Source organism: Mesobacillus jeotgali, from assembly GCF_002874535.1.
GTDB lineage: Bacteria > Bacillota > Bacilli > Bacillales > Cytobacillaceae > Mesobacillus > Mesobacillus jeotgali.
In genome coordinates this window covers 1920215-1946047 of the sequence record NZ_CP025025.1, presented here as the reverse complement: position 1 = coordinate 1946047, position 25833 = coordinate 1920215, and the positions used below count along the sequence as shown (strand labels likewise).

Sequence of the window (25833 nt, the reverse complement as noted above, 5' to 3'; positions counted from 1 at the left end):
CTACCCTTTCTGCATATGATTCTCTAAGTCTATAAAAGTAGCAAATTCCTGAGTGTCTCTATCTTTGAAAACCGTCTTTAAACGCTTTTGAACACTTCTTGGAATTTTGTAAGTTAAAAGCCAGATTTGGTCGGCTGCTTCTACAATATCTTTTTGTTTTTCTTCTTCGATATCCGAAGACTCAATAATATTCAGGTTAAATTTATTGTACCGTTGCACCCTAGAATTCTTTGGATCTCCGATAACTGCAACATTAATTCTGTTCTCTTCTTGTATTAAAAGCTGTTCTTGTCCTGCATTTACAGATTCCGCTACAACACTTTGTTCTTCAAGATTGTTCTTTTGCTGGGTTTTAAAATTTAAGATTACAGCATTCAGCCTTGAGATTTCCTCATCCTTCTTTTTCATGATGGCCTTTTGCTGTTCCATTTTCTTCTCCATTGAATCTCTCTCAGCATAAGCTGACTCTGCAGAACTTTTTAATCCCCCCTGCTGACTTTTTAGGGTATGTATTTCCTGAGTAAGTCCCTTCTTCTCTTCTTTCCAGGCCTTCTTCTCTGAGTTAAGAGCATTCTGCACGTCGGTTAACTTTGCTTTTAACTCTTCATTTTTTTGCTCAGATTTGACTAATTTCTTTTCCAGCGCGGCAATTTTTTGCTGTAGCTGTATTACGTCTTCATCTTTTACTAAAGGTTTCGATTCTACCTCTTCTTCGGTCCCCTCTTCATCTCCGAAGTTCTCCTCAGCATATTTTTCCATCTGATCGAGTTTTCCTTCTTCAATCAACTGTTCAGCTAGCTCCAAAGCATTATTGATATCATTCTCATCATCACTAGAGAGCATAACACTAAGTAATATAGAAGGAGTTATCTCTTCTTCCATTAATGATTGTAACTCTGCCTTACTTTTCCCTCTATGCTGTAAAAATTTCTCGTCTCCCTCAGCTACCGAATTAAAAAATCCCCTTAAATCACTAAGGTTATTTGGAGAAAGTGCTTCATTTATAAGTTTCGGTCTCAAAACTTTAAAATTTTTAAGTTGTGGATTGATCTGCCGAAATCCAGGAATTTTCAATCCGAGATTTCGTCCAATCGAAGCAACACCGTTATCAGAAAAATTATCAAGAATCCATTTCCATAAATCTTTCTCTGTCATTTCATTACCCCCTTCTAAGTTCAATATAATAGACTTTATTAATCTCTAAAAACTCTTAAAATTAATCTTACATTCTATCCTCCTACATACATGCTTATTACAATACACCTTAATATTTTACTATATTTTACAAGGTTCGACATTGATTATTTGGATAAAGTTAAGGATGTGAAACCCTTTAATAAAAGTGATAGTTAATCTTTCTGAACGAGGTTATTGGAGACACAGTTACGCAATTGTGTTTCAATGGTGAATTGAATCATTACATTAGTGAACTGTCTCTACTTAAAAAAGCCTTATCCATCAAAAATGGATAAGGCTCTAACATTTATCATAGTTTAATTCTTGACGCGACTACAAATTGTGCAACGTTTTGTATAGCCTAAATAGGTTAGTTATTCTATTCCTCACTATACGCTTCAAAATATACACTTTTTAAAGCCTTCCTAGCCGCTCTCCTCGCACTCCTCCGATCGGTCCCAATACCTATAAAATCCTTAAACGGTAGCTCCTCCTGACATATCGTAACAACTACTTTGTAATGATCTGGATACTTAATGATTTCCATCTCAATCTCATCGTTATACTCATTCATGAACCGGGAAACTCTTCGATCAATAAAATCTATGGTCTGCATAGTTACCTCCAGTGGGATAGGAATCTACCGCTTCTTATTTTTTTGCATAGCCTTTATATCTTCAACTTCTTTTGTGGAGCTGATAAGGTAATTTTGGTTTTCTTCTACTTCATCTATTTCCTGAGCGAGTTCCAAAAATGTTATGCCGAATGCTGCGGCTAGTTTGTACAATGTAGATAGCGTCGGACTGGATACATCATTCTCTAGATTGCTTATGTATTTTCTGTCAAGTTTGCTTAATTCTTCTAAATCTTCTTGGCTTAGGAATTGTTTTTTACGTAACATTTTTAGTTTATGGCCGAATCTAATGGGCTGTTTCTCTTCCAAGGCGGTTACTCCTTTTTACAACCATTAGATACCTAAGGGAAAGTGCTAACCACGCACTATAATGACCATTTGTTTACCTTGTCCAACATTTATGCCGAATAACAAAAAAACGACAACCTATAGCTGTCGCTCCATTTAAACAGTATTATGTTAAGGGGCTGCTTGGCTGCCACCTTAATCTGTTTTTCCAAACAATCTATATTTCTGAATTGGGCTACTTTCTAGGGACTTACTCTCCAACCGTACCATCATTATCACGATCGTCCATATACGGGTATAACCAATGATCACTCGTGATCGGCATGCTGAAACCAGCGGCTTTTGCTTCTTTAATCGTCACCTGTCCATTACCGTTTGTATCAACGCTTGAAATATCACCGTTTGTGTTTGAACTGGTTGAATCGGAAGGCTTACTTCCTGTTGAACCGGTTGATTTATTTACTACCTCAGGGTTCACATTGTCAAATTCATCAACAATTTCGTTACCCATTATTGTATAAGTATACTTATAACTTGAAGGAATCTGCGTTTGCTTATTCGGGTATGTGATGATTGCTTCAAAATGAGTGGCTCCGCCTGCTTTACGGATCACTTCTTCCATATAAGCTTGATCACCATGTCGGTTGAGTGCGCTATCTTGAGGGGTAATATTGTATGCATTCGATACCCCTCCGAGAGAATCAGCAATCACATGCCCTTCATCTAAAACGTCACTTACGACACCGGGAACCTTTGCTTCATCAGAGTAGTATCTGCCAGAAGATAATACAGGTTCGTTACGGTCATCTTGGAGAATGATTTCGTCAGCAATGACACGTACTAGTTGCCCGTATTCATTGGTAAATGCCCAATATTCCCGGTCTCCAAAACCAATGTCAACGACGACGTTTGGTTCACGATACCCAGACAAATCACCACCATCAACTTCAATAAGCTTGTATCCAGGGAACAGTTCATTATGGGGGTTGGTTGCTGTTTCCTCTGCTGCTTGTTCATCATCCACCGTATTGGTCGCTTCTTCTTTTTCACGATCTTCGTTTGTGTTAACTGTAGTTACTTCTTGTGAATCTTTTTTTCCATCTGTTTTGGATGGATCATCTACGCTGGTACAACCAACAATGAAGATGGTCGTTAAGAGTAAAATGAAATAATTCATTTTTTGTTTCATTTCAGGACTCTCCTAAAAAAGTTTCATATTGTTTATATCTCAAAATGGTAACATAAATTAACGTTATTAACCTATTGTAAATAGTAAATTCCAATATTAACTTTATATCAACAAATCCTTTGTTAGAAGTGTAAAGTATTAGATTTCATTAAAGTCTTAAGGAGAAATTATCGAATCTAACCCTAAAAAGTTATGACATCAAACCACAAAAAAGCCTTTTCCCCCAAGTGTTTTGCTCTCCAATGCAACGGCTTCATAGTGTGTAAAGTGTACCTGCCAGAATAAAAAACCACCATCACATCTTTTTGCTAATATTGGAAAAACATATTACTTTGCGCAAAGTAATAATCATTATATAATATGAGTGAACAAACCAAAGGGGAGGATTTTCAATGGGGAAATTTGATAATAAGATTGTTCTAGTTACTGGTGGAGCTTCAGGTATGGGAAAAAGAATGTCTGAGCTCTTTGTTGAAGAAGGGGCTTATGTCATTGCCGCTGATATTAATAAGGAACTGCTTGATATAGTCAGTCAGCATGAATCAATTGAGGGTAAATTGTTGAATGTAATGTCTGAGGATGATTGGAAAAAGGCAGTGGATGAGATCATTGCTGATCATGGAATAATTGATATCCTGATCAATAATGCCGGTATTTCAACTGAAAAGCAGATGGACGAAACTACGATTGAAGATTGGGATTTGATGATGCGGATTAATGGCTTTGGTCCGTTTGCTGGCATGAAGCATGTGCTCCCACATATGGTGAAGCAAAACAAAGGTGCTGTTGTGAATATTTCAAGTTATACCGCGATGGTTGGTTTGGGAGTGAATACGTACACCGCATCAAAAGGTGCCGTTCGATCCATCTCCCGTGCAGCAAGCACGGCCTATGGCAGATTTGGAATTCGCGTGAATACTGTATTCCCTGGTGTTATCCAAACACCTATGACGGAAAACTTGTCAGAATCCAGTGAGGTTGTACAGCGCTTGATTATGGCCACACCTTTGCAACGACTTGGTCATGCTGATGACGTGGCACGCGCTGTATTGTTCCTGGCTTCAGATGATGCTTCTTACATCACAGGGGCTGAACTGGTCATTGACGGTGGTTTCTCTGCCCAATAAGTTAAATTAATTCCATACAAAAAGCATGGTTCACGAAACCATGCTTTTTGTTTGTCCTCAACCCCTTCGCTCATATCCTTGACTGGAAAAATCCATCTAGGTAGAATGAATGGGACTAAAACCCATTTATTTTGCCAGAAGGCACTAATGATATCCGGAAAGAAGTGAAATACATGTCAATCCAGATTGTTCTTTTAGGCTTGCTACAGGATCAATCCTATCACCCATATGAAATGAAGAAAACCATTATTGAAAATAAGTGGGACCACCTCTTCCCAGTGACAGATGGGAACATTTATCATGCAATTAGAAAGCTTGAAAAGCATGAGTGGGTGACAGCGGAAAAAGAAGAGAAAGTCAATAATCGTCCGAACAGGACTGTCTATTCCATAACGGATGAAGGAAAAATTCAATTATCAAAAGAAATTCAGCTCGTATTTGAACAAAGGCTGAAGGAACCCCGCTCACTTTATCCCGCCACCCTTTTCATCCATTCATCAAACTTGGATGAAATACAGAAAAACATTCAAAACTGGATCATCGAGCTGCAGGAAGAAAATTCGGTACAGACAGAATACCCAGCTCAGCTCCCTCAATTGATTCACAGGCATTACAAAGAAACGAATGAGCTTTATATCAAATGGTTAGAAGACCTTTTGGGAAAAATAAAAAAGAGTTAGAAGAACGTGTATTTTGTCCTCTAACTCTTATTTTGTTTTTTGGCTCTTTTCGTAAAATACCTTTATTCTACGCTTCCTTAAATTCACTGAATCTCCCACACCAATTAAATGGTATTATTGGTATATATTCCATTGTGAAAGGTGATACCATGACCAAAAATGATCAACATATTATTTCTACTCAAGAAGAATATGAAGAGTTTCGTTCCTCAATCGGAAATCCAAGCCCACGTGCAGCCAATAAAGTCATTTCATTTATTGATGCACATTGCAGAAACTTCATTCTGAAATCCCCGTTTTTATCATTGGCCACTTCGCATATAAACGGTCAATGTGATGTGTCACCACGTGGGGATGCTCCCGGGTTTGTAACGGTCCTTGATGAGCAGCATTTGTTTATTCCTGAACGGCCAGGAAACCGAAGAATGGATTCTGTCCATAATATCATCACTAATCCTAATATTGGACTGCTGTTTCTCATCCCTGGATTAGGTGAAACATTAAGAATTAACGGAAAAGCATATATTAGTCGTGATCCTGGACTGCTCGAGAAAAGTGCTGTGAATGGAAAAGCACCTTTGTTTGGTATTTTAGTAGAAGTTGAAGAATGTTATGCCCATTGTGCGAAAGCATTTATCAGATCAGGATTATGGAACCCTGATTCATGGCTCGACAAAGAGGTTCTTCCCTCCGTTCCCAACATGTTAGTCGCTCACTCTAAGATTCCAAATGTTTCTGCTGAACAAGTGGCAAGGGAGTTAAAAGAAGGTTATACTAACAGGCTTTACTAACTGGAATTATTAAAGGTTAATAGAGATGAGTAACATATTTATGTGCCTCCCATAGTAACCGGATACATTTTGAAGAGGAACTATAGGTGATCAAGATCTTAGTTATTCATTCATCGATATTTCATTTCCCTCGGTAACATTAAGAAGCTGAACCTGCACCTTACCTGGTTCAGCTTCTTCTTGCTTATATTTACTAGTAAGCAAAGGTAATATCCCCCTGCCAAATCTATAACTCTAATGAGACAAGCAGATACACGGATGTATTTTGCTAGAGTGCGAAAACACCATATCACTTTCCTACTCCCACTTAAACACATAACTTGCCACGATGAATCCGCCAATCAACCAACCACTGAGGACCAGGGTTTCTGTCCCTAATTGGAGGAAAGGCGTACCGAGGTTCATCGTCTCCCTCAATGCGGAGCTCAAATGGGCGATTGGCAGGATTTTCACGATCGGCTGGATGATGTCTGGCATATTGTTAATCGGGAAGAACACTCCTCCTAGGAACAGCATCGGGAAAGTGATGAACCCTGCAATCGGGCCAGCGCTTTCAGGGTTTTTCGCGATTCCGGCGATAATGAAACCTAGTGCCATGAAGGCAAGTGTTCCAAGGATGATGAAGAAGATCATGGCAAGCCAGGAACCCGCTACATTAATGCTAAATACGAAATGAGCGATGAGGACAACGAGCAGTGCCTGGGTTCCATTGAGCAGCAGGCGGGCGGTAATTTGTGCGGCGATGAAGGTGGAGGCTTTCAGTCTCGTTCCTTGCATTCTTCGCAAAATACCTCTTTCACGCCAGGCGGAGATTTGGCCGGCGACTCCGTTCATATTGTTACTCATGATCATCATGGCGACAATTCCTGGAACGAGGAAGTCCACATAACGGATGGTCAGTGCTTTTATCCCCACTTTTTCAATCGTGACGATCGGTTCGTAGTCTGCAAGATTCTTGCTGTATTGATCAATGATTCCGTTCACAACCGTTATACCGAGTTCTGAGGTCGTAAGATTTTTTTCATTATAATAGACAGGCAGAGTTGAGAGTTCATTTTGCTCCTCCAGGTTGCTCTCGTATCCTTTCGGAATTTCCATGAACAGCTGGATGTCTCCATTTTTCAGAGCTTCTTTCCCGCTTTTGACACTTTTGAACTTTTTCGCCTCAAGCCCCTCATTTTTGTAAAAACGTTCTGTTAATTTCTTTGAAGCATCTGTTTGATCCAGGTCGATCAGTCCTACTGATAGAGATAGATTACTGTCGTTTCCGGCAAAAGTTCCAAGGGCCAGCATCAGAATGATCGGAAAAAGTAAGGTGAAAAACAAAACCTGTTTGTTTCGTGCAAAAATCCGTAATTGTGCCAGAGTTAGTTGCCAATAAGCTTTCATGATTCCCTGATGCTCCTTCCAGTCATATGGATGAATACATCCTCCAATGTCGCTATGCGAGTCTGTAAATCCTCAATTTTGAACTGATGTTCTGCAGATGCATGAATCAAGGAGGTCAAGGTGACTTGAACATCATCCGTATACAGCTGGACAAAGTTGTCTTTTATTGACACATCCTCGACTCCGTCCATTTTCAAAAACCAATCTTGCTCTGGTGGATTGCTCAAATGGAATTCCACAGAGCTTGTGGACTGCAGTTTTTTCACGAGATTCGTTGGTGTGTCGAGGGCGATCAGTTCGCCCTGATCCATTATTCCGATTCGGTCACAAAGAACATGGGCTTCATCCATATAATGCGTTGAGAGGATGATGGTTTTCCCACGCTCTTTCAACCGGAGGACAATGTCCCAAAGAGTCCTTCTTGCCTGTGGATCAAGCCCGGTCGTTGGCTCATCGAGAAATACTATGTCTGGGTCATGGATCAGTGCAAGCGCAATGGCAAGACGTTGTTTTTGCCCGCCTGATAGTCCTTTGATTCTGTCATTCCGCTTCTCGGTCAACAGCATATCGCCGATTAGTCCATTGATGTCCACGTGAGACGGATAAAAGCTTCCGTATAAATGTAGGATTTCTTCTACCTTTAATAGTTCGAACAAGGAAGTCGACTGCAGCTGTACCCCTATCACTTCTTTGACTTTGTTCACTTCTTTCATCACATCGAAGCCCGATAGTGTTGCCGTGCCTTCGTCCGGCCTTCTGAGGCCAACTAACATTTCAATGGTCGTCGTTTTGCCAGCACCATTAGGACCGAGCAGACCGAAAATTTCTCCTTTTTTGACCTGAAAGGATACTCCTTTTACAGCAGTAAAGCTGCCGTATCGTTTTTTCAACTCTTTTACATCTACTATACTCTCATTACTCATGACAAGCCTCCATTGAATGGCAGTTATGATTCTTTTGATTTCTTTTTTTCCAGCAACTCCATGTGGGTCAGCATAATGTTTTTTCAATTACCCATTAGATTAATAATATTCCATAAAAAATTCTGTAACCCTTCAAGATCTCGTCTCAATTGAAAGTCCCCATACGATTCAAAAAAGAGTCTATCCCAGGGCTCCTTTTACATCAATGAATAGAAATCTTATATGTACCAGCTATAAAGAAATAGATGGAAAATGTAAAGACGTCCTTTGCTTTGCCGGAGGAAAAATGGAAAGCTGTGGACGAGTGCTGAGGATATGCAGAGCAAGACCATGGTCGGTAAAACATACGATATATTAGAAACACCGGTATTGATGCTCGTTTCGATTAGTATCTTCTATTATATTAAGTTTCGGGAATGCCTACACTAGGAATTCGTTTTGCATAATTCATTTGATTAAATTTTTTGTTCATGCAAAAAAAGACGACAGATTGCCGTCTCTGACTAATTATAGATTAATGGGGAAGTTCCTTAACCAGATATGTCCCTGCGTTTCTTAACCCTCGAGCTATGTGTTATAAATGGTCTTTATTTGTAACGCTGTTTTCGTAAAGTTTGTTGTTTTGAGGATGTTTTTTAAAAAACTAACTTTAAATATTCTGTAACTTTCGTGTTTTACTTTCGTATAGATAGGATGCGTATTGATGATTACTTGGAATGGAGGTATTAAATTGAAGAGAGGTTTTAAAACTTACGCTTTTATCATCTTACTAGTTCTTGGCACGATATTCGTTTTAGACTACTTTGACATTTCTCGATTGGTAAATAACCTTCAAAATGATAAAAATACACTAATAGAAAAAGCGTCTCGCTTAGAGAAACAAAATCAAAAGAGTTCTACCGAGACGGAACGGTTGCAAAACGAAAATAAACAATTAGTTGAGCACATTTCTCAATTAAAAGAGGAAGTTAAAGAATTAAAATCGTTCATTCAATACCAAGATTTTAATGATGCGATTACCACAGTTAACTCCTATAAGGCAGCGAAAACATTTTTTCAAGCAATTAACTATATAGCCTTTGATGGTACTAATGTAACTTACTCAAATCTTGACTTTGAAGGTAATTGCCCTTGTTTTTTCAATTTTGACGGGCTAGGATTTGAATGGAAACCTAGCGTAGTTGGAAACCTTAGTGAATTTAGAACGGAAAAGGGGAAAATTATTCTCATTTTTAATTCCGTTCAAAACGAACATAATGCTTATCAATTTGTAATGACCAAAGCAACGGGATTGAAGGAAAATAAATCCTCGCCTATTGGATTCGATTTAGATAAAGAAGAAAAATGGAGAATTCTAGAGATTAAAAAACTTAAATAGTTCAGTGAGGGTCGGGACCATAAATTTATGGTCCTTTTAAACTACTCTTAAAATTTCCACCGTGGTTTTATTCGATTTTTGGCACGATGAAATAAGCATTTTCTCTACCTGTTTTTCAAAGGACAAATGCTTGTCTATTTCTAACCACCTGAACCAAAGGTAGTTATCTAAATACTTGGTGGCTACTCCTTGAAAGCGTCTCAACCAAGTCTTTAACCGACTATGGAAGTTGTTGTCGTTCTGAATATGATAAATGCCTTTCTTGACACGTTGTTTCTTTCGGTCGTTGATAGTCTCTTGTTGCAATCCTTTCAACTTCGCAAATTTCTTATAGTTCGTAGCTGTGTCAGTGCAAAGTAATGATTTTAGGTCAATGTACTTTCCAATTACAGCATCAATTTACTCAGCTCTTACCCGACCTGTTCCCGCTTTCAATGCAATCATATTACGGTTTCTGTCTTGAGCAACGACAACGGCAAGGTCAGAAATCCCCCTTTTTTTCATCTTTTGTAGCGATTTGTAAAAAGGAGCAATGTATGCTTTTACAGTGATTTTTCCAGCTCAATTTTTCATGACAAAGAGTTCATGAAAAACCCTGGCAAGTCCAGGTATTTTAACTTTTTAATCCTGCATCCAGCTAACCATATATTCTGTCACACTGTTCAGAAGCTCTAGACCGGGGTCAGCGACTTCCCACCGACCCTTAATTTCCAGTTCATCGCATGCTAACTCAAACTGAGCCATCGCAATGCCAATATCGAGTATTTGCATATCATATCCCAGCCTTGTGCTGTAATTCGGGGTATGCTCGATATAAAAATGGCACTTTTGCCGGTCTTCCGACAATACTATTCTCCATGGCTGCTTGTTTGATGCAGAAGGCCCCAACCTGACCATCTCGATGGGAATTTCAAATTGTGCGGCATTTGCTTTATCAAGCTGATTTGCAAAATTCCCGTCAAAAACCAACTGATTCCACGGTTTTTTATTATCAGCTTTTACTACATAACGCAGTGCTTTATCGAAAACTCTTTGCTTTTGTTGAGGATAGCCCGATGGCGTGATACATGGAATAAACTCTCCTTCTGCAAGCTGAAGTTCTCTTTCAAAGGAATTCCTGCTGAAGGTGCCGCCCATCCAGCAAGTTCCCAGTCCAAGCTCAGTCAAGTAAATCACCAGCTTATGAAATGTAAAGGCGAATTCCAGCAAGGAGTATTTCTTATTTTCACACAGACCGACCAAATAGACCTGCGGGTTTTTAATAAACCCATAAGTTCCAAGCTTGATTCCTTTTTCTGATACATTGTTGGTAATCTGAACAAGTTCTATTCGGCCTTTATTGCCAAAAGGTCCTATCAAATTATCTTCAGCTGCTATGTATTCTTTGATCCTTTTGTAATCCATTTCAGATAGCCTTTTTGTATCATATGTTCTGATCGATTGACGACCTTTCATCGTTTCTATAACCGATTTTCTATTACTCATTATGCACCTCTTATACCGGGAGACAAGGGCACGTACCTGATGCTTCCAAACAGAATAACCAGAACATCCTTGCCATGTTCCAATGTTGGAATACAAAACAAAATGCAAAGGATACGTCCCCCGCTTCTCCCCATCTTCCTTTCCATCCTCAAGCATATTATCTCGCCACTAAACTCTTCAAAACTAGGTTCAGGTTTTGTGGGCGTTCTGCTAGTCTTCTCATGAAATATCCATACCAGTCATGTCCATATGGAACGTAGGTACAGAAGGAATATCCTTCTTCTACTAGTTCTAGCTGCATATCTGTCCGGAAACCATATAGCATTTGGAATTCAAACTTATCTTTCGGGATATCATTCTCCATCACAAATTGTTTTACTTCATTTATAACATTATGATCATGTGTGGCGATCGATGTGAAGCCTGGATGTTCCAGTCGCTTTTTGATTAGTCGAAGATAGTTCTTATCAATTTCTTCTTTTTTCTGCAAAGATACTTTTTCATTTTCTTTATATGCGCCTTTTACGAGTCTAAGCCGCATATGTTTTAAATTTTCAATATCGTTTTCAGACCTGAAGAGATAGGCTTGAATGACTGTACCGATATTGTCGTATTCAACTTGTAGCTGTTTTATTATATCAAAGGTCATTTGGAGATGACTGTAATCTTCCATATCTATATTCACAAAAATTCCGTTTTCTTTTGCGGCTTTCATTATTTCCTGCATATTTTTCAGGCAAAAGTCTTGATCAACATCTAATCCCAGCTGCGTTAATTTAATTGATAAGTGTGCGTCAACATTTGAATGTTTAATGGCTTGCAATGTTTTTAGGACATTCTCTTTGGCCTCTATTGCTTCATTCTCAGAATAAACAAATTCACCTAGATGGTCTACTGTAGCACTAATACCGTGAGAGTTTAAATTCTTCACTGATTGGATCATTCCATCTGTGTCCGTTCCTGCAACAACTTTTCCCGCCCCGAGTTTAAATCCCCATTTTTTTGCACTAGCATTTAATAACTGATTTTTTGACAACGCCATGAAAAAATCTCTCGCTATAGCCACTGCACATTTTCCTTTCTGTCTTATATTGGGAAGCTTTCTTATATGGTAGATACCCTTTTCCTTTTTACAATAACTTTTTTGATACTCTTTAAATTTTTTGGATTGAAAGCGATTTAGTGAAAGCAGGATTTTTGGATTGGGTAGAGAAATGGATATTGTAATTACTGAAATAAAAATCTTTTTTTTAGACTCTAAATTGTTAAGCTTGGGGGTGTCATATTGAAGAAATATGTACTAATTTCTGCATTAATCCTGATCATTGCTATATCTTTTACCTTCTATATATACCGTGTAAAGGACTTAGGTGATGTAGTTAATATTTATCAAGTTGATCGCATTCTTTTGACAACAGATGAAAGTGAAAGAGCAATCGAAGGGATTGAGGTTGAAATTCCCAAAGTAAGCCAAGAACAAAAGAAAAAACTTGCTGAATTTTTAAATCAATATCAAGTAAGACTAACGATGAAAGAGGGTTGGTCCTCTGATGATCCAAGCGAACAGTTTACCCTTCGCATAGTCTACAAAAACGGAGATTTTGAGATTTATACTTTCGAGCGAGATATCGTTGCATCAACACGAATTTACGAAGTAGTGAATGCTCCTTTGGATTATAAATGGATACAGGAATTTGAGCGTGAACTTAACTCAAATTAAGAAGAATGTCTCTAGGCAGGGAATAGAGCTGAAAATTGAGTAATATAAGAATGAAGTTTAGGTGCCAGCAATTAAGTATAAATTGATGAGTGGTCAATGACTGCTTTACCGGGAGAAAAGCTGTGGAGCAGTGTTGAGGATGTATATAACGGCACCATGGTCACTCCGGATGAGGTAAAACCCAGGACATCATGATACTTGTTCACAATGTTGTATCATATGAAATTAATCTACAATCTCATCAGCATAAAATAGGTCGGGATCGATGGATACTGGTTTGATAAATGGATGGAAAAAGATATAGACTACTTCAAATACATCCTTATAAAATTTCTTTATGGATTCGTCTTCCCTGGCACATATGGCATAACGATCAGGTTCTGGGAGAACTCTTATCTCTTCCATTGATTACGCCTCTCTTTTCTTATTATCCTATCTAACTACCTGGCTGTATTTTTTATCAAGCTTTCCACTAAATTCCTTTTCTCACAAAAACCAACGAGATCAATCTGGAGCTGAGTCATTTATTTCACTGACCCTTAATCTCCAAATCATATGATCAAAATCTTCACCCCAGTAATCCTCTAATAAGATTTCTGGTTCTCCAAATTTCTTTTTCCAGATAAGTTGCGCACTTTTATATCCACTATCCAGACAAAATTCTTCTATTCCGTTATTTAGCAATATTTCATACATTGCCTTCAATAGTAAGTTTCCTACTCCATTCCTTTGATAGTCAGGATGGACAAATACTGTACCTACCTCGACAAGTTCTTCAAAAGCAGGATCTGAAACATTTCTTATGATTTCATTTGCTGGGCCAAATTCAATTGATCCAATAATTTTGTCACCATAGAATGCTATTAAAAAATATCTTTCCTCACCATTGCTTTCAAAATCACTAGTTAAGTATTTTTTCTTCACTTCAATCTCTTCATTGATATCATCTAGTAGATCACCAATACCTTCTTTCATAAAGGTATCCGTGATCACCGTTTTAAAAAAGTCGTTCAACTGTTCCCGGTCTTCAGTTTTTGGCCTTTTAATATTCACATCAAGCATTCTGATTGCCTCCAAACTTCCATTTTAGCGATTTCATGGCAACAAACTCAAAACCGCAAAAAAGTGCATGATCGATCCAGCTAATACAAACACATGCCAAATCGCATGGTGGTAATGGAACCCGCGCCAGACGTAAAAGATGGCTCCTACTGTATACAGGACACCTCCAATTACCAGGAATATCAGTCCTTGTGAGGATACATTCTCTGTCAGTGGTCCCCAGGCAAATACGATCAGCCAGCCCATCACGACATATAATACTGTGGATGTATGCAAGAAGCGTTTGACGAACAGCGATTTGAAGACTGTTCCTGCGATGGATAGTCCCCAGACGACCCCGAACAGAGTCCATCCTAATGCCCCTTTTACTGCAATGAAAAGGAACGGTGTGTAGGTACCGGCAATAAAGAAATAGATGGATGAGTGGTCCATGATTTCGAAAAAGTCCTTTGCTCTGCCGGGTGGGAAGCTGTGGACGAGAGTTGAAGATGTGTATAGCAGTACCATGGTAACACCGAACAAGGTGAAACTCACGACATGCCAGGCTGTCCCGTACAGGGAAGCGAACACGATCAGGATGACAAGGGCTGCGATGCTTAATAACCCCCCGATTCCATGGATGACCGCGTTTGCGATTTCTTCTCTCTTCGTAAAGATATGTACATTGGCCATACTGTTGACTCCTTTTCTGTATATAACAAATCCATTTCTTCTATTATATTAGACCATTAGTATATCACTTATGACTTTAATAACTGAAAGGATTTGAAGGAAAGAGAAAGGAATCATATGAAAAAGGAGCGGAAAAGCCCGCTCCTTTCTTCATGTTTATTTTCGGTTGCCTTTTAGATCAACTCCAATAGCCGCGCCATTTCTGCTTGAATCGGCGACTCCCTTAAAAGTGCCATTTTCTCGGTCGATCAGGATGCTTTGGACATTGCCGATGGTTGTCGGATTTGGACCAAATTTATGGCCCATGGCATTCAGTTCGCTCAGCGTGTCAGCGCTGATACCGTCTTCATAACGGTAAGAATTAAGATTGTTGGTATATATTCTTGGCTCCTCAACTGCTTCCTTAAGCTCCATATCATACTCGATGGCATGGATAATGGTCTGCAGCACGGAGGTAATGATGGTCGGGCCTCCAGGAGATCCAACCGTCAAGACTGGTTCACCGTTTTCAAAAACAATGGTCGGTGTCATGCTGCTTAAAGGACGTTTGTTCGGCTGAACTTCATTCGCACCGCCAGGTACTGCATCAAAGTCAGTCAGTTCATTGTTCAGCATGAAGCCATACCCAGGCACCATAATGCCCGTTCCGAAAACCTGTTCAATTGTTGTTGTATAGGAAACAACATTTCCCCATTTGTCAGCAACAGTAAAGTGAGTTGTTTCTCCATACTTCCTGTCATTTGGCTGGCTTGTTGGTGTAAAGTTCGCCTCAGAATTTTCATACTTCCAAGGGTCACCTGCTGTTGGAGACTGATTAACAGGATCCAAGCTGATCAGTTCCTGGCGCTCCTTGATGTAATCAGGGTGGAGCAATCCATTCACAGGAACATTGACGAATTCAGGATCCCCAGCGTATGCAGCTCGGTCAGCATAGGCAAGATGCATGGCTTCGGCCAGGAGATGATATTTCTCAGTGGATCTGACATCATATTGGGACAGATTGAAATCGTCCAGTATTTTCAGCATTTGCAACAGGAAGACACCGCCTGAGCTTGGCGGAGGCATGCTGGCAATCTCGTAGCCCTGATAGTCTCCCCAAACCGGCTCATCAACTGTTACATCATACTTTGCCAAATCTTCAGGAGTCATCGATCCACCGAAATCATTGACAACATCTGCAACTGCTTCTGCAACCTCTCCTTTATATAGCGCATCAGCACCATGTGAACGGATAAGCTTGAAGGTTTTAGCCAGGTCGTCCTGAACAAGGACATCTCCCTCCTGAAGCGGCTTTCCGTCAGGGAGGAAAACCTCACCTGCTGCTGATCTTGATAACTTGTCCTGATTATCGGCAATCGCGTCTGCAAGCACTGAGTCAATTGGGAACCCCTTGTCTGCTAGCTTAATGGATGGCCCAATCAGCTGCTGTAGTGGACGTGTTCCCCACATTTCAAGAGCTGTTTCTAGCCCTTTAAGTGTGCCGGGCACTCCTACTGCCGTACCCCCGGTTGACCGTTCTGAAAAAGGAATTGGCTTCCCGTTTTCATCCAGGAACATGTCTGGCGTCGCGCCCTCAGGAGCACGCTCACGGCTGTTCACGATTGTGGTTTCCTTTGTTTTTCCATCATAAACCATCATGAAACCACCGCCGCCGATTCCGGACATCATCGGTTCTACTACATTCAGCGCAAACTGGATGGCAACGGAAGCATCAATCGCGTTCCCGCCCTTGCGCAGAACCTCAGCGCCGATTTCTGATGCTAGCGGGTGGGCTGTTGCTACCATTCCATCCTTGCCCACATCCACCTGGCTGTACTGGTCGTAGCTGAATTGGGGTTTTTTAGCCAGTCCTGCTGCAGGCATTGTGCCGGACAGCAACAAAATACTGAGCAATGCAAACAGCCCGGTACGTAAGAAGTTTTTCATATCAATCCCTCCTATTCAATTTGATTTCAATATTATGGTAGGGGAAATAGAAGAGTAATAGCAAATATTTAACCGAATTTTCTTAATTTTGAAACTATAATACTAGCTGTTTTAACAGAAGGGGTAAATTAGGCATGGAAATGGATAGTACAAAAGAATGATGACGTGTGAAGTTTGATCGCATTGAGGAATTGATTCCTTGAAGAATTAATCAGCAGCATTTCAGAACTCTTGCATACTCCCGATAAAAAGAAGCACAAGATTACCTTGTTTCCACTCATTAATCAATATAAAATCCTGCTACCTTCTTCTCCCTCTCCAAACACCCAACTGAAAAATAATCCCTGTATAAGCAATGAAAATCGATGAGGCAATGATGACTTGCTGGTGATTAGACCAGACATAAAGAATGGTTTTTTGAAGATTGCCTGTGAGATACAGATAGTAGATATATACCAATAAGAAGGAAAGAAATAATAAGAAGGCAAAGCGGAGCATACGAAAAAAAGAGCTGCCTTCGAGAAAGGTTCTGGGAATTTTACTTCCCTTGTTGGAAAACACTGTCTTAGCCATCAACCACACCCCCTGCTTCATATGCATTAATATTCTTTCTCTAAATGGCTATTTCCTTTGAATTCGGCAATAAAAACACATTTGAACACGCCAATGCTTCGTACTATAATGAAGAAAACAATTCTAAGGGAGTTTGGATCTTGAGCAAACATAAAATCTATACAATGAGTTTTGCAAGTGTCTATCCACATTACGTAAATAAGGCGGAAAGAAAAGGACGTAGTAAAGCAGAAGTCGATGAAATCATCACCTGGCTGACAGGGTATAGCCAGGAAGAGTTAGAAGCAATACTGGAAAAGCAGACAGACTTTGAGACCTTCTTCGCAGAAGCTCCTCAAATGAATCCTTCGAGGAACTTAGTAAAAGGTGTAGTATGTGGAGTCCGAGTAGAAGACATCGAAGAACCAACCATGAGGGAAATTCGTTACCTCGACAAGCTGATTGATGAGCTGGCAAAGGGAAAAAAGATGGAGAAGATTTTAAGGAAATAATAGATTAACACTGACCTTATATTTAAAGGTCGGTGTTTTTTTATACAAACTAGCTAAATACCATTTCTAATAACTCTTCTTTAATTACAGGTGCATTTCAGCTTAATGAAGATATGCACCCGTTCGTGAATTATTCATTTAGGAGTATTAACTCTTGCAAATGTGCTTCTATTCTAGTGGTTTTAGTAGGTCCCCTATTAATTTGTTTGATATGTTTAATGCTTCTTTCCTACTTTTTGCTGGTCCAGATATTAACAGCCCGTCTTCAGGCTCCCAGCTATATGAAGCATTATCTCTTCCTGATTCAATGAGTTCATGAACAATAATGGATAGTTCACTAAAATCTTTGTTTATATAAAGAAAGCCGTAGGGGGAACCCCCGACCAATAAAGAACCTCCGTTTTCAATAAAAACAACTTCAACTTGTTTCTTATCAAGTATTATATTTGACGGCACCTCTCCTTTTATATCAATAGTTCCTTTAAATCGATCTTGGTTAAAAATTTTTTTATACAATTTACCTTTAATTGTAATTGTAACTTCTTTATTTATTTGATTGCTTTTACTTCCAACTCCGTAAACAATTCCGTCAAATGCCTGATTGATTTCTTTTGGTACGGAATACCAAACTATAAAGCTAACTATACCTACAATAGCTAGGAAAACTAAATACAAGTTCTTCAGTTTTATTGGAATAAACCTCCTAATTTTCACCAAGTATTTTTGCATAGATTTTGATTTATTATCCTTTCTATATAAAGACCTCATCAATTATGAACTTTCAACATTAATAGATAATATCCTTATTATGGAACTAATCAGCACCGTTAGTACAACAAGTAAAAAAAGAACGCAGCGTCTCTAATTCTTGCCCTCGTTATTGTATAAGATTGTTTTATTCAATTTCATCATCATCGCTATCATATTCAACTACAACCATTTCTACGCCCTTAGGTAGAGTTTTCTCAATATCCTCCATTGTTCGGAAGATCTGATGGTTTGAAATGATATCTAAACCATCTCCATCATACGATATCCAAAATAACGTTGTATCCTTTTCAAATGTAGTCACCAATACATCCATTGTTTTTCGTCTAAATATTGTATTTACTTTTCTTCGATCAACACTAAAAATATCTTTCTGGAGTGACCACACAGCTAGATCGTTCATACTGCCACTAGCATAAAAATATGGGAAAAGAACACGAAATTGCTCTTCATTTCGCAAAATAAATTTATTGTATGATTCATTCCCTATTAAAAACACTGAATGGTCTATTTTATATTTTGCGATCAACCCATTTATTTCCTCCTGATAATAAAGATCAAGAGTGACAACAGCATAAATCGGAAACTGATTTAATTCCTTCATCCAATCCGAATAAAAAACAGTGGGATCCGATTCACAGGGATCAATTTCAACCAAATATTTGTATTCTCCATCCAATTCAAATGGAAAGTGCCCACTAAAATAGTTTTCTGGCAAATATCCAACTTCTATCTTCATACTTTTTCTCACCTTTTTATCATTTTTATCACAGTATTAATCAACTATATATCCTCACAACATTTTAATAGCTTTGTTAGCAACTCTGGTCGATTTTTAGTTATAAACACATCTTCGATAGGCACCACTGCATACCATGAACGTTCACTTCTGCCAGGTAACACGGTTTTGTCATAGACCAAATGGATTCTTAAGCGTTTATCGATTTTTATCGATGAACCTAACTCTTTATAGACCTTCTCCATTTTGTCATGATCAAACACTGCCTCAATGGCGATCTTTCCATGAAACCCGTCCCACCATGCTAAAAAGAACTTTACACTTTCTGAGTAGCCGAATGAACCACTCTGATTGTTCTTAAACAACTTTCGATATAGGTCTTTATCAATCTGTAGTACTCCATTATGGTCATACATATGATCTATGGAATTTTTATTGACTGCTTCTTTCCAAACTTCAACAAAGGTCTCTTCAAAATTTTCCTCTAGAAGCCCCCAATTTGAACTATCAACATATGGAAACGAAGGTCTTTCGTTATCTTTATTTTTGCTGTTTACATATATGTTTTGAATAGTCATTAAATAATTTAATGAGTGAGGTGCATTGACTTCCATTTCAAACCCACTATGGTAATGTTCTTGCATATTACTAACCTCCCTATTCCTTTAATTGAGTTGAATCCCACCTGACTAAACTCTCATATCCCCAATCCTTTTTAAAATTCCAAGACATTTCCCTCTTAAATGATCAAACCAGTCACTTTTGATTGCTTCATCAAAGCACCAGAAGATGAAGGACGACACCACAGCGGTAAAAAAGAAGAAGCTGTTGTTCCATACACTATTTATCCAGTTACCGTTTTCAGCATCAAATATAAAAGTCGGTACAGCAACAAATAGCGCCCCGAGAAAAACATGAAGGAATCCTGCAGCAGCCAATCTTTTTACCCCGCCTGTCCTACGCGTGAGAAGATCAGATAAGAACGAAGACGGAATTCCATAGATTAAGATGATTGGCAGTATGTACATTCCTAAAAACAGCCCCACCCCAGATTCATCAAGGATCGAGAACAGAATCACCATCATCATTGTTGCTCCTAATGCGGAGACTAGTTTTCTTATGAACATACCTACTTACCCCTCCTGCAAAAAAACGGACCAATCCATCCTTTTTCATGAGTGACGACAAATGTCCATTTATAGTCACGATCGACAATATATAGATCCGCATATTCACCATCGGTCATCAATAAGTCTTTTGCCTTCAGATCCGATGCATCCTTTACCATCCATACCTCATCTGAATGCTGGAAGAAAATCAGGCAAGTATCTTTGTATTGTTTTTCGAATGCCTGCTCTGCTTGTTCTTCCTTTTCGCATTTTCTTTTTTCATAGCTGAACAAATGCCACAAATAACCGCTTGCTCCACCTTTATCATGAAGAAATATCTGCGTTTTTCCCTTAGGACTTAAATGTGATGCAAAGGCAGCCTCCCACTTGTGTCTCAAATCATAACCGAAGTCTTCTGTCTTGCTGACTTGTATTTTTTTGCTTTTTAGTTTGTCAAAGAAATCCATGCATTGCCTCCTGTTTTACATGCCTTCCTAATCATTCTCCTTTTACTTGTTAGAATCCTCTTGTCAATTGTAACTGAAAGTTGAGGTTGTGTTTATTTTCATAGTTTATGATGTTCCTTGTTCAGGCTCAATCCTAATTCTGTAACTCTGGCTGATCAGGAGAGAGCTGAAGATAGATTTTAGAAAAGAACATAGGAGGCCGTATTCATGAAGAAAATGCTTTTTTCCATCACAGACTGGGTTTCAACGAAGCGTGGGATGTGGATTACCATCATTGCCTGGCTGGTGCTAATGCTTGGCTTAAGCGCAGGTCCGCAACTAGGCAATTACAAAATAAACAACTTTCAATCGCTGCCGGATGAGGCAAAGTCCATCATAGCGCAGCAAAAAACTGAGGAATTTTTCCCGAATGAACAGGGTACCCCAGGCATTCTCGTTTTCCATAACGAGAACGGCGACATTAATCTCGACGAAGTGAATGAAATCCTGGATGGGATCATTTCAGAGAATATCGAAGGAATAAGGAACATCGTTGATACTCGTTCCCTTCCGCCGCAAGCTCTGGGTGGTTTTATCTCTGAGGACCAATCAACGATGATTGTCCCGATGGAGCTTGAACAAGGGCTTGGCAATGACGAGTATGCTGAAATCAATGATAAGGCATCGGAAATTGGGACAGGTATTGCTAACAAGCTTGAAAGTACAGCTTTTTATATCACGGGTCCTGCCGGAATTTCTGGCGATACCATCAAGCTTTTTGAGCGGGCAGATTTTGTGCTGTTACTGGCAACGGTCGGAATCATCCTTGTCCTGTTGATTGTCATCTATCGTTCTCCGCTGTTGGCGATCATTCCATTATTGGCGACCGGGATTGTCTATCAGGTCGTGAACCAGACTGTTGCCCTTTTGGGTGCAGGCGGGCTGGAAATCAATAACCAGACAACCTCGATCATGAGTATCCTGCTTTTTGCGGCCGTTATTGATTATTCATTATTTGTATTCTCGCGTTTCCGTGAAGAACTAAACCACTATGAAAATAAATTCGATGCCATGAAGCATGCGATGCGTGCGACAGGTGAACCGGTCTTTTTTGCCGGCGGAACGGTATTAGCAGCGATGCTTGTGCTGCTGTTCGCAGATTTCCGCGATTATCAAAACTTTGCACCGATTTTCGGAACAGCAATGTTCTTCATCATGCTCGCTTCGGTAACACTGGTGCCTGCATTATTCACTTTATTCGGACGCAAGGCTTTCTGGCCGAAGGTGCCTAAATATGGTGTTGAAACAGAGGTCAAGCATGGAGTCTGGGGACCGATTGCCAGATTCGTTGTCAACAAGCCAGGGCTTTCCGGCGGTCTGGTCGCTATTATCCTGATTGTTTCTGCCCTGAATGTTTTTAATTTGGAATATGAATTCGACATGGTCAAAAGCTTCCCCGAAGATTTGCCTTCACGCGTTGGCTATGAAATAGTAGAACAGAGATATGATAAAGGTGAGCTAGCTCCTACTACACTATTGATAGCAGCTGATAACACATTAACAGAAGCAGATGCTGTCGAGATTACAGAGAAGCTGAAGAATTATGAAGAAATTGCTTCTGTCCGCCTATCAGCGATTACTGAAAACAATGAAGCTGCCAAGTTGAGCATCGCCCTCGCGATGAATCCGTACTCAGTAGAGGCTATGGACTATATGGCAGATTTGCAGAAGAAAACACCTGAAATTCTTGACGATTTAGGTCTGGATGCTGAGGCTTACTATAGCGGTGTCACTCCAAAGCTAGTCGATGAGCGCGAATACAATAATGGTGACATCATTAAAATCGTTTTACTTGAAACGGCCCTGATACTTGGATTGCTCGTTGTCTTGACTCGCCGCTGGAAAATGCCGATTTATATGATGGGAACGATCCTGCTTTCATACGTATCTGCATTAGGTCTCGGCGTATTCCTGATCGACGTGCTGTTTGGGTATGATGCCATCAGCACCCGTGTGCCGGTTTATGCATTCATTTTCCTTGTCGCACTCGGAATCGATTATAATATAATTTTAGCGTCCCGCTTTATCGAGGAACGCAAGAAACATAATGTAAAGGAAGCACTTGAAATCGCGATCCGCAATACAGGCGGTGTGATTTCCTCAGCAGGGATCATCCTTGCAGCAACATTTGCAGCCCTGACAACAATGCCAATCGCTGATCTATTCATATTCGGTTTCATGGTAGCGATTGGAATCATGATTGACACCTTCCTTGTCCGGGGGATGCTGCTGCCTGCATTGATTATTTTCTTTGAAAAAGATAAGCAAAACAGTGCGGAGATGCAATAAGGAATAGAGAGGGCCTCCTCTCTTATTCCCTTTTTAGGAGGCTGAAGTATGAGAATTTTGGTTGTTGATGATGATGTTAATATTCAAAGACTCGTAACCATCCATTTAACCCAGGAAGGTTATCAGGTTTTCAAGGCAAACGATGCCGAGGAGGCGTTAACATTGCTTGAAAACCAGAATGTAGACCTTGCGATTGTCGATGTGATGATGCCAGGGATGAATGGCTTTGAGCTGACAAAGATCCTTACCGATGATTGGGAAATTCCCGTCATCCTCCTTACCGCAAAAGGCCAGTTAAGCGATAAAGAAGAAGGATTCCTTTCAGGCAGCGAGGATTATATTGTTAAACCGTTTGAAGTGAAGGAGCTTTTATTCAGAGTGGCCGTTGTCCTCCGCAGGATGAAACGGGTCATCGATTCGCTGATCCAAGCCGGGAATATGAAAATTGACCGCAACAGCTTTGAAGTGGAAATCAATCAGGAAACGATTCTTTTTCCGCTGAAGGAGTTCGAGCTGCTGAGCATCCTCGCCTCACGGATAAATAAAACGACTCCCCGAGCAACATTGATCGAGCAAGCCTGGGGCGCGGATTATGAGGGCAGTGAGCAAACGCTGAACACCCATATCAACCGAATTCGGGATCGCTTGAAAAAGCACCAAGCTTCAGTGGAAATCCAGACGATCCGCGGAATTGGTTACAGACTTGAGGAATTAAAATGAAAACTTTGTACCGGAAATTCATCATCGCAACCCTTCTCATCCTGGGAATCAGCATCGTTATTGCCTTCATTTTAGCCAACTGGGTCTACATGACCTCGACAAGAGAACGGATTGACTTACAGAATGTAAAGGTTGCTGAAGAGGTTGCATCAAGTCTTGAGAAAATGCACTCGACAACCCATATAAGTTTCACAGGCTATCTGGACTCAATCAGCAAACTGGGCTATCAGCTTTATGTGCTGAGTGAATCAGGCGAGGAATTCCTCTTTGGCGAACCTTTTTCGAAAAAGAACCTGCCAGCAGAGGCGATAAAGGTGGTTGAAGAGGAGGAAATCTACCATGGAATGGACAATTCAAACTCTCCATGGATGATGATGAGCCATTTTTCTAACCAGCTGGATAATACCGTTGGCGTCCCCTTTACGATTGGAGACGAGGACTATGGCTTGTACCTGAGACCAAATAATAAATTATTATTTTCCGATGTCCATGTTATTTTCGCCTGGTTTTTCGTCGCGGTTTCAATCGTCAGTATCAGTGGTGTCATCTGGTTTGCCAAACACCTGATCCAGCCGATTACCAAGCTGACAGAAGCCACCAGAGAAATCACCAGGGAAAACTTCAACTACCCTTTGAACATCCATCGAAGAGATGAAATCGGTCAGCTTGCTGAAAGCTTCAGTCGAATGCAGGTTCAATTGCAGCATAATGATGAAGCGCGAAAATCCTTCATCAATAATGTGTCGCATGACTTTCAATCACCATTGATGAATATTCAGGGTTATGCGGAGCTTTTAAAAACACAGGCGCTCGATGAGGAGCACCTTGAGTATGTCGATATAATCGACCAGGAATCAAAGCGGCTATCCAATTTGACGAAACAGCTCCTGCTGCTTACCTCACTGGACCAGAAATCGTATCCAATGAAGCTTGGCGTCACAAGGATTGACACACAAATCAAGGATACGGTAAGAAGGCATCAATGGCGGCTGGAGGAAAAGGAGATTGAGATTTCCTATCATCTCCCCCCTGCCCCGATTCTCGCTGATCCGGAACTATTGATGACCGTATGGGACAACCTGCTTACGAATGCGATCAAATATAATCAGAACGGCGGCAGTATTTTTATCCAGATTATCGAAAACGACGATACTGCCACGGTAACCTTTAAGGACACCGGAATCGGCATGGACAAGGAACAAGCTTCGAAAATCTTCGAACGCTTTTACCGTGTTGACGCGGCGCGAAAGAAAGATGGAACAGGATTGGGACTGTCGATTGTCAAACATATCATTGAATTACACAACGGAAAAATTGAAGTGGAGAGCGAGATTCAAAAAGGCACTACTTTTACGATAAAGCTCCCTAAAGAAAAACAGACGGAGGAATAAAAAATGGAACAAATTTGGAGTATTCGGCTTATACGATTTGCAGCGATATTTGGACTGATCGGAACATTCATGGGCTCACATATGGCGGGTGCTGGCGACTATGCCATGCGCCCGATCCACGCCCACATCCTGTTGGTTGGCTGGCTATCTGTATTCGCCTGGGGAATTTTTTACAAAAACTATCAAATTAAATCTAAAAAGCTAGTAGCCATTCATTCTATTACCGGGATGATTGGGTCTCTTGGGCTCACAATCGGAATGTGGATGTACAATATCAACCCTTTTAACCTTGACGATACATTGGTGATGGTCCTGTTCATCGTCGGCGGATCGCTGCTGCTTGTTGCGTTTATCCTATTTGTGGTTGTTACTTTTTTCATCGAAAAAACAGAAAAAAATAAATAGAGAATAACACAGGGACGTACACAGATACGTCCCTTGCTTGTTGCTAGCAAATATTAAGTTGTGATATTCACACCGGTGGTAACACAAAACGCTTGGAAATTATCTGTAAATGTAAGTTCCCCTTCAATAGTAAATGGAACTCTAATGGTTAAATCTGTATTGACTGGATTATAATTAACTTCAAGGTCACATGTTTCTCCCTGCTCAGAGTTTACACATTGAACAAAAGAGTCTTTAAGCTTTTGAGAGCTTACATTGTAGATAATAGTTAAACAAACATTTTGAGTTAAACCTGGAATCACACAAGGCATCTGAACTCACCTCCTTTTCTACTAACTAATAATAGAAAATGTAAAGAGGACAAGTTCGGTTACGGCGAATACATATTTTCTCCAAATTATG

29 protein-coding genes and 1 pseudogene are annotated in these 25833 nt (G+C 40.0%); 10 read left to right on the top strand and 20 right to left on the bottom strand.

Going from position 1 to position 25833, the window contains the following annotated elements; genetic code table 11:
* The 4 genes from CD004_RS09800 to CD004_RS09785 all read right to left on the bottom strand — a co-directional run bounded on the left by CD004_RS09800 (position 1) and on the right by CD004_RS09785 (position 3287).
* On the bottom strand, positions 1–1155 hold the full coding sequence (locus CD004_RS09800) for a hypothetical protein (RefSeq protein WP_102262592.1): 1155 nt from the start codon (positions 1153–1155) through the stop codon (positions 1–3).
* 400 nt (positions 1156–1555) lie between these two features.
* Positions 1556–1792, bottom strand: coding sequence for a hypothetical protein (locus CD004_RS09795; protein ID WP_102262591.1), 237 nt, complete (start codon positions 1790–1792; stop codon positions 1556–1558).
* A gap of 24 nt (positions 1793–1816) precedes the next feature.
* Entirely contained in the window at positions 1817–2119 is a 303-nt protein-coding gene (locus CD004_RS09790) for a helix-turn-helix domain-containing protein (RefSeq protein WP_102262590.1), read from the bottom strand.
* 229 nt (positions 2120–2348) lie between these two features.
* On the bottom strand, positions 2349–3287 hold the full coding sequence (locus CD004_RS09785; protein ID WP_102262589.1) for a DNA/RNA non-specific endonuclease: 939 nt from the start codon (positions 3285–3287) through the stop codon (positions 2349–2351).
* Positions 3288–3679: 392 nt separating this feature from the next.
* Between CD004_RS09785 and CD004_RS09780 the strand changes: the two genes are divergently transcribed.
* From CD004_RS09780 to CD004_RS09770, 3 genes are all read left to right on the top strand, one after another.
* Positions 3680–4414 (top strand): SDR family NAD(P)-dependent oxidoreductase, encoded by a 735-nt coding sequence (locus CD004_RS09780; protein ID WP_102262588.1) that lies wholly within the window; start codon positions 3680–3682, stop codon positions 4412–4414.
* Positions 4415–4587: 173 nt separating this feature from the next.
* Positions 4588–5094 (top strand): PadR family transcriptional regulator, encoded by a 507-nt coding sequence (locus CD004_RS09775; RefSeq protein WP_102262587.1) that lies wholly within the window; start codon positions 4588–4590, stop codon positions 5092–5094.
* Positions 5095–5243: 149 nt separating this feature from the next.
* Entirely contained in the window at positions 5244–5885 is a 642-nt protein-coding gene (locus tag CD004_RS09770; RefSeq protein WP_102262586.1) for a pyridoxamine 5'-phosphate oxidase family protein, read from the top strand.
* A gap of 297 nt (positions 5886–6182) precedes the next feature.
* Here the strand turns inward: CD004_RS09770 and CD004_RS09765 are convergent, their stop codons facing one another.
* On the bottom strand, positions 6183–7274 hold the full coding sequence (locus CD004_RS09765; protein ID WP_102262585.1) for an ABC transporter permease: 1092 nt from the start codon (positions 7272–7274) through the stop codon (positions 6183–6185).
* Positions 7271–8197 (bottom strand): ABC transporter ATP-binding protein, encoded by a 927-nt coding sequence (locus CD004_RS09760; RefSeq protein ID WP_102262584.1) that lies wholly within the window; start codon positions 8195–8197, stop codon positions 7271–7273. Before CD004_RS09760 ends, CD004_RS09765 begins: the two co-directional genes overlap by 4 nt.
* A gap of 703 nt (positions 8198–8900) precedes the next feature.
* Between CD004_RS09760 and CD004_RS09755 the strand changes: the two genes are divergently transcribed.
* Positions 8901–9575 (top strand): hypothetical protein, encoded by a 675-nt coding sequence (locus tag CD004_RS09755; RefSeq protein ID WP_102262583.1) that lies wholly within the window; start codon positions 8901–8903, stop codon positions 9573–9575.
* 36 nt (positions 9576–9611) lie between these two features.
* Here CD004_RS09755 and CD004_RS09750 read toward each other — a convergent pair.
* The 3 genes and pseudogenes from CD004_RS09750 to CD004_RS09740 all read right to left on the bottom strand — a co-directional run.
* Positions 9612–10076: pseudogene (locus CD004_RS09750) on the bottom strand (IS1595 family transposase); the annotation flags it as partial.
* Positions 10077–10196: 120 nt separating this feature from the next.
* Positions 10197–11060 (bottom strand): nitroreductase family protein, encoded by an 864-nt coding sequence (locus tag CD004_RS09745; RefSeq protein ID WP_102265055.1) that lies wholly within the window; start codon positions 11058–11060, stop codon positions 10197–10199.
* A 157-nt stretch (positions 11061–11217) separates the two neighbouring features.
* Entirely contained in the window at positions 11218–12126 is a 909-nt protein-coding gene (locus tag CD004_RS09740; RefSeq protein WP_102262582.1) for a proline dehydrogenase family protein, read from the bottom strand.
* A gap of 219 nt (positions 12127–12345) precedes the next feature.
* Between CD004_RS09740 and CD004_RS09735 the strand changes: the two genes are divergently transcribed.
* Entirely contained in the window at positions 12346–12780 is a 435-nt protein-coding gene (locus CD004_RS09735; RefSeq protein WP_102262581.1) for a hypothetical protein, read from the top strand.
* Between the two features lie 225 nt (positions 12781–13005).
* Here the strand turns inward: CD004_RS09735 and CD004_RS09730 are convergent, their stop codons facing one another.
* The 5 genes from CD004_RS09730 to CD004_RS09710 form a co-directional block, all read right to left on the bottom strand.
* Complete coding sequence (locus CD004_RS09730; RefSeq protein WP_102262580.1) at positions 13006–13185, bottom strand: hypothetical protein; 180 nt, start codon at positions 13183–13185, stop codon at positions 13006–13008.
* Between the two features lie 99 nt (positions 13186–13284).
* Positions 13285–13842 carry a GNAT family N-acetyltransferase gene (locus CD004_RS09725; RefSeq protein WP_102262579.1) on the bottom strand — a complete coding sequence of 186 codons (558 nt, stop codon included), beginning with the start codon at positions 13840–13842 and terminating at the stop codon, positions 13285–13287.
* 33 nt (positions 13843–13875) lie between these two features.
* Positions 13876–14514 (bottom strand): PAQR family membrane homeostasis protein TrhA, encoded by a 639-nt coding sequence (trhA, locus tag CD004_RS09720; protein WP_102262578.1) that lies wholly within the window; start codon positions 14512–14514, stop codon positions 13876–13878.
* 156 nt (positions 14515–14670) lie between these two features.
* Positions 14671–16440, bottom strand: a complete 1770-nt coding sequence (ggt, locus tag CD004_RS09715; RefSeq protein WP_102262577.1) for a gamma-glutamyltransferase — start codon at positions 16438–16440, stop codon at positions 14671–14673.
* A gap of 300 nt (positions 16441–16740) precedes the next feature.
* Positions 16741–17013, bottom strand: coding sequence for a hypothetical protein (locus CD004_RS09710; protein WP_102262576.1), 273 nt, complete (start codon positions 17011–17013; stop codon positions 16741–16743).
* Positions 17014–17153: 140 nt separating this feature from the next.
* Here CD004_RS09710 and CD004_RS09705 point away from each other — a divergent pair, with 140 nt between their 5' ends.
* A complete protein-coding gene (locus tag CD004_RS09705; protein ID WP_102262575.1) occupies positions 17154–17504 on the top strand; it encodes a DUF2200 domain-containing protein in 351 nt (116 codons plus the stop codon).
* A gap of 168 nt (positions 17505–17672) precedes the next feature.
* Here the strand turns inward: CD004_RS09705 and CD004_RS09700 are convergent, their stop codons facing one another.
* From CD004_RS09700 to CD004_RS09680, 5 genes are all read right to left on the bottom strand, one after another.
* Positions 17673–18233: a hypothetical protein gene (locus CD004_RS09700; protein ID WP_102262574.1), complete on the bottom strand. Its 561-nt coding sequence runs from the start codon at positions 18231–18233 to the stop codon at positions 17673–17675.
* A gap of 166 nt (positions 18234–18399) precedes the next feature.
* Positions 18400–19011: a hypothetical protein gene (locus tag CD004_RS09695; RefSeq protein WP_102262573.1), complete on the bottom strand. Its 612-nt coding sequence runs from the start codon at positions 19009–19011 to the stop codon at positions 18400–18402.
* A 44-nt stretch (positions 19012–19055) separates the two neighbouring features.
* The gene (locus tag CD004_RS09690; RefSeq protein WP_102262572.1) at positions 19056–19655 is read right to left on the bottom strand and encodes a group-specific protein; all 600 of its coding nucleotides are present in this window, start codon (positions 19653–19655) and stop codon (positions 19056–19058) included.
* A gap of 45 nt (positions 19656–19700) precedes the next feature.
* The gene (locus CD004_RS09685) at positions 19701–20138 is read right to left on the bottom strand and encodes a hypothetical protein (protein ID WP_102262571.1); all 438 of its coding nucleotides are present in this window, start codon (positions 20136–20138) and stop codon (positions 19701–19703) included.
* Positions 20139–20140: 2 nt separating this feature from the next.
* Entirely contained in the window at positions 20141–20587 is a 447-nt protein-coding gene (locus CD004_RS09680; RefSeq protein ID WP_102262570.1) for a DUF4275 family protein, read from the bottom strand.
* Positions 20588–20794: 207 nt separating this feature from the next.
* Here CD004_RS09680 and CD004_RS09675 point away from each other — a divergent pair, with 207 nt between their 5' ends.
* Genes CD004_RS09675 through CD004_RS09660 form a run of 4 tightly spaced genes read left to right on the top strand, consistent with a single transcriptional unit; the run spans position 20795 to position 25431 of the window.
* Positions 20795–22915 carry an MMPL family transporter gene (locus CD004_RS09675; RefSeq protein ID WP_102262569.1) on the top strand — a complete coding sequence of 707 codons (2121 nt, stop codon included), beginning with the start codon at positions 20795–20797 and terminating at the stop codon, positions 22913–22915.
* 48 nt (positions 22916–22963) lie between these two features.
* Positions 22964–23635: a response regulator transcription factor gene (locus CD004_RS09670; protein ID WP_102262568.1), complete on the top strand. Its 672-nt coding sequence runs from the start codon at positions 22964–22966 to the stop codon at positions 23633–23635.
* Positions 23632–25026 carry a sensor histidine kinase gene (locus CD004_RS09665; protein WP_102262567.1) on the top strand — a complete coding sequence of 465 codons (1395 nt, stop codon included), beginning with the start codon at positions 23632–23634 and terminating at the stop codon, positions 25024–25026. The genes CD004_RS09670 and CD004_RS09665 overlap by 4 nt, the downstream gene beginning before the upstream one ends.
* Positions 25027–25029: 3 nt before the next feature.
* Positions 25030–25431: a hypothetical protein gene (locus CD004_RS09660; protein ID WP_102262566.1), complete on the top strand. Its 402-nt coding sequence runs from the start codon at positions 25030–25032 to the stop codon at positions 25429–25431.
* Positions 25432–25484: 53 nt separating this feature from the next.
* Here CD004_RS09660 and CD004_RS09655 read toward each other — a convergent pair whose 3' ends face one another.
* Positions 25485–25742, bottom strand: a complete 258-nt coding sequence (locus tag CD004_RS09655) for a hypothetical protein (RefSeq protein WP_102262565.1) — start codon at positions 25740–25742, stop codon at positions 25485–25487.
* Positions 25743–25833: the final 91 nt, after the last annotated feature.

Coding starts and splice junctions, on each gene's coding strand:
- CD004_RS09700 (WP_102262574.1), bottom strand. CDS start 18,233: ATGCAAAAATACTTGGTGAAAATTAGGAGGTTTATTCCAATAAAACTG.
- trhA (WP_102262578.1), bottom strand. CDS start 14,514: ATGGCCAATGTACATATCTTTACGAAGAGAGAAGAAATCGCAAACGCG.
- CD004_RS09800 (WP_102262592.1), bottom strand. CDS start 1,155: ATGACAGAGAAAGATTTATGGAAATGGATTCTTGATAATTTTTCTGAT.
- CD004_RS09765 (WP_102262585.1), bottom strand. CDS start 7,274: ATGAAAGCTTATTGGCAACTAACTCTGGCACAATTACGGATTTTTGCA.
- CD004_RS09730 (WP_102262580.1), bottom strand. CDS start 13,185: ATGGAAGAGATAAGAGTTCTCCCAGAACCTGATCGTTATGCCATATGT.
- CD004_RS09710 (WP_102262576.1), bottom strand. CDS start 17,013: ATGGCTAAGACAGTGTTTTCCAACAAGGGAAGTAAAATTCCCAGAACC.
- CD004_RS09695 (WP_102262573.1), bottom strand. CDS start 19,011: ATGAAGATAGAAGTTGGATATTTGCCAGAAAACTATTTTAGTGGGCAC.
- ggt (WP_102262577.1), bottom strand. CDS start 16,440: ATGAAAAACTTCTTACGTACCGGGCTGTTTGCATTGCTCAGTATTTTG.
- CD004_RS09780 (WP_102262588.1), top strand. CDS start 3,680: ATGGGGAAATTTGATAATAAGATTGTTCTAGTTACTGGTGGAGCTTCA.
- CD004_RS09690 (WP_102262572.1), bottom strand. CDS start 19,655: ATGCAAGAACATTACCATAGTGGGTTTGAAATGGAAGTCAATGCACCT.
- CD004_RS09755 (WP_102262583.1), top strand. CDS start 8,901: ATGATTACTTGGAATGGAGGTATTAAATTGAAGAGAGGTTTTAAAACT.
- CD004_RS09785 (WP_102262589.1), bottom strand. CDS start 3,287: ATGAAACAAAAAATGAATTATTTCATTTTACTCTTAACGACCATCTTC.
- CD004_RS09775 (WP_102262587.1), top strand. CDS start 4,588: ATGTCAATCCAGATTGTTCTTTTAGGCTTGCTACAGGATCAATCCTAT.
- CD004_RS09685 (WP_102262571.1), bottom strand. CDS start 20,138: ATGTTCATAAGAAAACTAGTCTCCGCATTAGGAGCAACAATGATGATG.
- CD004_RS09660 (WP_102262566.1), top strand. CDS start 25,030: ATGGAACAAATTTGGAGTATTCGGCTTATACGATTTGCAGCGATATTT.
- CD004_RS09675 (WP_102262569.1), top strand. CDS start 20,795: ATGAAGAAAATGCTTTTTTCCATCACAGACTGGGTTTCAACGAAGCGT.
- CD004_RS09665 (WP_102262567.1), top strand. CDS start 23,632: ATGAAAACTTTGTACCGGAAATTCATCATCGCAACCCTTCTCATCCTG.
- CD004_RS09770 (WP_102262586.1), top strand. CDS start 5,244: ATGACCAAAAATGATCAACATATTATTTCTACTCAAGAAGAATATGAA.
- CD004_RS09795 (WP_102262591.1), bottom strand. CDS start 1,792: ATGCAGACCATAGATTTTATTGATCGAAGAGTTTCCCGGTTCATGAAT.
- CD004_RS09670 (WP_102262568.1), top strand. CDS start 22,964: ATGAGAATTTTGGTTGTTGATGATGATGTTAATATTCAAAGACTCGTA.
- CD004_RS09745 (WP_102265055.1), bottom strand. CDS start 11,060: ATGAGTAATAGAAAATCGGTTATAGAAACGATGAAAGGTCGTCAATCG.
- CD004_RS09725 (WP_102262579.1), bottom strand. CDS start 13,842: ATGCTTGATGTGAATATTAAAAGGCCAAAAACTGAAGACCGGGAACAG.
- CD004_RS09760 (WP_102262584.1), bottom strand. CDS start 8,197: ATGAGTAATGAGAGTATAGTAGATGTAAAAGAGTTGAAAAAACGATAC.
- CD004_RS09680 (WP_102262570.1), bottom strand. CDS start 20,587: ATGGATTTCTTTGACAAACTAAAAAGCAAAAAAATACAAGTCAGCAAG.
- CD004_RS09655 (WP_102262565.1), bottom strand. CDS start 25,742: ATGCCTTGTGTGATTCCAGGTTTAACTCAAAATGTTTGTTTAACTATT.